Annotated in this window: 5 protein-coding genes; all 5 read left to right on the forward strand. The window is 40.4% G+C overall.

The window, feature by feature from the left end; translation table 11 throughout:
- Positions 1 to 396: 396 nt before the first annotated feature.
- Entirely contained in the window at positions 397 to 2,193 is a 1,797-nt protein-coding gene (gene lepA, locus AC4GME_RS16725) for a translation elongation factor 4 (RefSeq protein ID WP_490379818.1), read from the forward strand.
- 295 nt (positions 2,194 to 2,488) lie between these two features.
- Positions 2,489 to 3,403: a signal peptidase I gene (gene lepB, locus AC4GME_RS16730; RefSeq protein ID WP_490378569.1), complete on the forward strand. Its 915-nt coding sequence runs from the start codon at positions 2,489 to 2,491 to the stop codon at positions 3,401 to 3,403.
- A 2-nt stretch (positions 3,404 to 3,405) separates the two neighbouring features.
- Positions 3,406 to 4,089, forward strand: coding sequence for a ribonuclease III (rnc, locus tag AC4GME_RS16735; RefSeq protein ID WP_490378570.1), 684 nt, complete (start codon positions 3,406 to 3,408; stop codon positions 4,087 to 4,089).
- Positions 4,086 to 4,988, forward strand: a complete 903-nt coding sequence (gene era / locus AC4GME_RS16740; RefSeq protein ID WP_490379819.1) for a GTPase Era — start codon at positions 4,086 to 4,088, stop codon at positions 4,986 to 4,988. Before rnc ends, era begins: the two co-directional genes overlap by 4 nt.
- Before the next feature lie 12 nt (positions 4,989 to 5,000).
- Positions 5,001 to 5,678, forward strand: a 678-nt coding sequence (recO, locus tag AC4GME_RS16745) for a DNA repair protein RecO (protein WP_490379820.1), incomplete at its 3' end; no start/stop codon positions are given.

A 5,678-nucleotide genomic window follows, 5' to 3' on the forward strand; every position in this document is an offset into this window, starting at 1 on the left:
GCATAAAATTGAAGTATAGTTATTCTACATAGAGATTTTATAACAACGCAGATTGCCTTGCCCTACGGGGCGCTAGCTCGAAAACCAGTCCCGCGTTGCAACAATCGAAAAGGGAGTACCATTACCTCATGTTGCTCCTTGTTCTGGTATTCGTGCTAGTGCCTGACAAAGCATCTTGAGGTAACATGGGTATATCTCTGTTATCAATATTATTTTGTTCTTTGTTATCCAGCTCATAAAGATAGCGATTGCATGATAAATTCGCTAGAATGCACAGCAATTATATACCCAAGCCACTTGCTGCTCTTTGAAGTTCAGGAAGTTCAGGAGGTTTAGGTATAAAAGCCATAATGACACAGCATAAACCATGCAATAACACAGGTATTTAACGTCTTCATGAAAAATATTCGTAACTTTTCAATCATCGCCCATATCGACCACGGAAAATCGACTCTATCAGATCGTTTGATCAGCACTTGTGGCGGGTTAAGTGATCGTGAAATGGAATCTCAAGTACTCGATTCAATGGATATTGAACGTGAACGCGGTATTACTATTAAAGCACAAAGTGTAACGCTGGATTACAAAGCCAATGATGGTGAAACTTACCAACTTAACTTTATCGATACACCTGGACACGTTGACTTCTCCTACGAAGTATCTCGTTCATTAGCGGCCTGTGAAGGTGCATTATTGGTGGTTGATGCGGGTCAAGGTGTTGAAGCGCAAACACTTGCCAACTGTTATACGGCTATGGAGATGGATTTGGAAGTGGTGCCGATTTTAAATAAAATCGATTTGCCGGCCGCTGAGCCTGATCGTGTAGCTGAAGAGATAGAAGATATTGTTGGCATCGATGCCACCGAAGCGGTGCGTTGCTCGGCAAAAACAGGCTTGGGTGTGGATCTGGTTTTAGAAGAGATAGTACGTGCTATTCCGCCTCCAGAGGGCGATTTAGATGCGCCACTGCAAGCCTTAATTATCGACTCATGGTTTGATAACTACCAAGGTGTTGTTTCACTGGTACGGATCAAGCATGGCCAGATTAAAGTCGGCGATAAAATGAAAGTGATGTCAACTGATCAAGTTCACTTGGTCAGTAAGGTTGGTTATTTTACGCCAAAGCAAAAAGAAACAGGTATCTTAAAAGCGGGTGAAGTAGGTTACGTTATAGCGGGTATTAAAGATATTTTAGGCGCGCCGGTTGGCGATACTTTAACCCAATCGGGTAATGAAGCCGCTGCCGCTCTGCCTGGTTTTAAACGTGTGCAACCTCAAGTTTACGCTGGTTTGTTCCCTGTAAGCTCTGATGATTATGAGAACTTCCGTGATGCGCTCGGTAAATTAAGTATTAATGATGCTTCATTGTTATACGAGCCGGAAAATTCCTCTGCATTGGGTTTTGGTTTCCGTTGTGGTTTCTTGGGCTTATTGCACATGGAAATCATTCAAGAGCGCTTAGAGCGTGAATACGATATTGACTTGATCACAACCGCACCAACGGTAATTTATGAAGTTGAAAAGAACAACGGTGCAATTGAATATGTTGATAGCCCTGCTAAGCTACCTGCAACGAATGATATTAAAGAGATCCGCGAGCCAATCGCTGAATGTAATATTTTAGTGCCGCAAGCTTACCTAGGTAATGTAATCACCTTATGTATCGGTAAACGTGGTGTACAAACTAAAATGGCTTATCACGGCAATCAAGTGGCGCTTACCTACGAGATCCCGATGGGTGAAGTAGTATTGGATTTCTTTGATAGATTGAAATCGACAAGCCGTGGTTATGCATCACTTGAATATAACTTCACTCGTTTCCAATTAGCTGACATGGTACGTGTTGATGTGATGATCAATGGCGATCGTGTTGATGCATTAGCGTTAATCACACATCGTGATAATTCAGAAGCTTACGGCCGAGATTTAGTTGAAAAAATGAAAGAGCTCATTCCTCGTCAGATGTTCAATATTGCAATACAAGCTGCGATTGGAAGTAAAATTATTGCCCGTTCAACGGTTAAACAGTTGACTAAAAATGTATTGGCAAAATGTTACGGTGGTGATATTAGCCGTAAGAAAAAATTACTGAAGAAACAAAAAGAGGGTAAAAAACGCATGAAATCAGTGGGTAATGTAGATGTGCCACAAGAAGCGTTTTTAGCCGTATTGCATATAGGTAAAGACAAGTAAGAATAGCTAGTTAGCTTTTTGCAGCAGCACAAAATGTCTGTGAGCTAAACAGCTTGTTATAATTTAAAATGCGCCGCTTTTTAAGCTGCGCATTTTTGCTTTTTTTAAACAGCAATAAGCGTTTTCAAGAAAACGATTTTTTTGTTGCAACGGTCACTTAAAAACCGGTGATTTTGCTTACTAAGACAATTGCAGTAAACACTGCAATTTCTTTTATCAGTCATATTAGTTAAACGGATATTGATGGATCATGTCAGCTTAAATAATATGATTTTATAAATTTATAGGAATCAATATGGCAAATACATTTGCACTTATTTTAGTTATCTTAACCTTTGTGACCGGTATTATCTGGTTACTCGATAAATTCATATGGGGACCGGCCCGTCAAGCCGCGCGACAAGAAGCGCAAGATAAAGTTGAAATCGTGCTTGATGAGAAAACGCTGGCTGGTATTTACCCTGAAAATGTGATTGTTGAAAATGCGCGCTCACTGTTTCCTGTGATCGCGATTGTTTTTGTTTTACGTTCATTTCTTTATGAGCCGTTTCAAATTCCATCGGGTTCAATGATGCCAACGCTTTTAGTGGGGGATTTTATCCTGGTCGAAAAATTCTCATACGGTGTAAAAGAGCCTGTTTGGCAAAATACCTTGATCCCTGTGGAGCTGCCAAAACGTGGTGACGTTGCTGTTTTTAAATACCCGGAAGATATTCGCGTTGATTATATTAAACGTGTGGTTGGTCTTCCTGGTGATCGTATCGTTTATAAAGATAAACAGTTGTATCTGATTCCTGCTTGTGAAAAAGAACCATGTGGTTCTTATAAAGCATTAGATATGAACTATTTAGGTGATAAATTATTTGCGGATGAAGAAGCTAAGATGCAGGTTCATACTGAAATTTTAGGTGATGTTGCTCATAAGGTACTGACTAATCCGATGCGTCGAGATCATGTCTCTTATTATTACCAGCAGCAAGGCACTTATGCTTACGAATGGATTGTGCCTGAAGGACAATATTTCATGATGGGAGATAACCGAGATAACAGTAGAGACAGCCGTTTTTGGGGATTTGTACCTGAGCAAAACTTAGTAGGTAAAGCGCTTGCTATCTGGGTAAGTTTTGAGTTTTACCGTAGTAGTGATGGTTTCTTGCCGACTTGGATACCAAGTGGTGTTCGTTTTGATCGTATTGGTGGAATTAAATAATTATGAAAAATGCTGAATTAAAACGTTTAGAGAAACGTATTGGTTATACCTTTTCAGATTTTGCATTGCTTAAACAAGCATTAACACATCGTAGTGCATTAGGTGAACATAATGAACGTTTAGAGTTTTTAGGTGATTCAATATTAAGTTTTGCCATTTCAACCGATCTTTATTTACGTTTTCCAAAAGTAGACGAAGGTGATTTAAGCCGCATGCGTGCAACCTTAGTTTGTGGGAAAATGCTGGCTGAAATCGGTCGTGAATTCCAACTTGGTGATTGCCTGATTTTAGGCCCCGGTGAATTGAAAAGTGGCGGATTTCGCCGTGACTCAATCATAGCCGATGGTGTAGAAGCGATTATCGGAGCCACTTTTTTAGACTCAGATATTGATACAGCCAAAGCGCTAATTTTGAAATGGTTTGCCAGTCGCTTAAATACCATTGAGCCGGGAATTAGTCAGAAAGATCCGAAAACCCGTTTGCAGGAGCGTTTACAGTCGCGCAAACAATCATTACCAGTTTATGAAGTGCTTGAAATTAAAGGTGAAGCGCATAATCAGCGCTTTACTATGAGCTGTGCAATAGAGGGGCTGAAACCTGTACAAGGGCAAGGCACAAGTCGCCGCAAGGCTGAGCAGATCGCTGCTGAAAAAATGTTAGATGTTTTAATTGGAGTACAGAAATGAGTAAAAAATGCGGGTTAGTGGCGATTGTCGGTCGTCCCAACGTTGGTAAGTCAACACTCATTAATGCCCTGTTAGGTCAAAAGGTCAGTATCACTTCACGCAAAGCGCAAACCACGCGTCACCGTATTTTGGGTATTGATACAGAAGGGGATTATCAAACAATTTTTGTTGATACGCCTGGCCTGCATATTGAAGAAAAACGCGCTATTAACCGTTTAATGAATCGCGCGGCATCTAGTTCGATTAATGATGTTGAGATGGTTATATTTGTTGTTGAAGGTACCCATTGGAACGAAGATGATGAGATGGTACTGAGCAAATTCCAGTACTTAAAATGCCCGGTAGTATTAGCGATTAATAAAATTGATAATGTCGAAGATAAAGAGTTATTGCTTCCGCATCTTGAAGAGCTAGGCAAGCGTTATAACTTCAAACACATTTTACCTATGTCTGCTAAAAAAGGGGATAATGTTGAAAAAATTCGTCAGTGGGCACAAGAAGTTCTCCCTGAATCTGAGCATTATTTTCCAGAAGATTATATAACTGACCGTTCATCTCGTTTTATGGCCTCTGAAATTGTCCGTGAAAAGCTGATGCGCTTTTTAGGGGATGAATTACCCTATTCGGTGACGGTTGAGATTGAGCAGTTCAAACAGCAAGCTAATGGTGTATTACACATTAATGCTTTAATCTTAGTTGAGCGAGATGGCCAAAAACGGATGGTTATCGGCAATAAAGGTGAAAAACTCAAAGCTATTAGTATGCAATCACGTATTGATATGGAAGAACTGTTTGACTCTAAAGTGTTTTTAGAGGTATGGGTGAAAGTGAAGTCTGGTTGGTCAGATGATATACGCGCCCTGCACAGCCTTGGTTATGGTGATGATTACAGCAAATAAACTAGCGAACTGATGTCCTTAGAGTGCCATAACGCCTTTATCTTACATCGTCGCCCTTATCGGGAGACTAGCCAGCTTGTCGATCTATTTTGTCAGGACGTTGGTAAGGTCAGTCTGGTTTATAAAGGCGGGCGCAGCAGTACACGTATGAAACGTGGAATGGCACAAGCGTTTACTTTACTGCAGGTGAGTTATTTTGGGCGGGGTAGTTTAAAAACCGTTAAATCGATTGAAGCCCAAACTCAAGTTGTTCCACTACAGGGTGACCGACTTTATATTGCTATGTATATCAACGAGTTATTATATCGATTATTGCAAGCTGAAACGGCTTGTGATGGGCTGTTCGCATCTTATCAGAAAACTTTATTAGCGATTGCGGGTGAGGATGATCCCCAGATTGCTTTACGCAATTTTGAATTGACGCTACTAGAAACATTAGGTTACGGTGTTAATTTTGAAGAAGATATTTATAGTGGTGAATTAATAGAAGCTGGATTTGAATATCAGTATCAGCAACAAGCTGGTTTTTTTGCCAAGCAGGCGATTCATCAAAAACAGCAAATTTATAAAGGTGAAGAGATACTCGCATTGGCATGTCGTGATTTTTCAACGCCAACTGTTTTAAAAGCAGCAAAACGATTTTGCCGTCAAGCATTGGCCCATTTATTGGGTGACAAACCATTACATAGC

Source organism: Psychromonas sp. (assembly GCF_983033635.1).